Below are 462 nucleotides of genomic sequence, written 5' to 3' on the forward strand. Positions count from 1 at the left end.
GGTTTTACCGATGAGTACGGGGTGGCACTGACCATCGTCGGCAAAGCACAGCTCGGCTTTGGCGGTGTTGACGATGACTTTTTTGCGTTGCATGTATTCTTTGGCGGCATCGGCTGCTGCAAAGCTGTTCAGCCCTGCCAGCAGCGATACGCCGAGGATGATTCTTTTAAACATGGTTTCCTATTATCTGCGGATTCGGTGGGGTGTTTCAGGCGCAACCTCACGGATGATGATTTGAGGTTCGGGCGCGGGTTGTGGGGCAACTTCTTGTACGGGCGGGCAGACGGCATCTTCTGGGAAGACGGCTTTCCAATGGAAGCTTCGTGCGTATTTGTGTTTGTCAAACAAGACTTTGTATTGGCAAGTGGTAATGCCTTCTACGTCAGAGCCGATGTGAGGGTTGGCGGGAACGCCGGGGGTGCGGAAGTGGAAGAGGTAGTTCCATTCGCGCACGCCGAACAT

General features: G+C 54.1%; 2 pseudogenes. Both read right to left on the bottom strand.

Features of this window, described 5'->3' with window-relative positions:
• A pseudogene (locus tag ACTHUR_RS20280) lies at positions 1 to 174 on the bottom strand (murein L,D-transpeptidase); the annotation flags it as partial.
• Positions 175 to 183: 9 nt separating this feature from the next.
• Positions 184 to 462: pseudogene (locus tag ACTHUR_RS20285) on the bottom strand (outer membrane protein assembly factor BamE); the annotation flags it as partial.

The sequence above is a fragment of the Neisseria sp. P0021.S007 genome, from assembly GCF_051956855.1.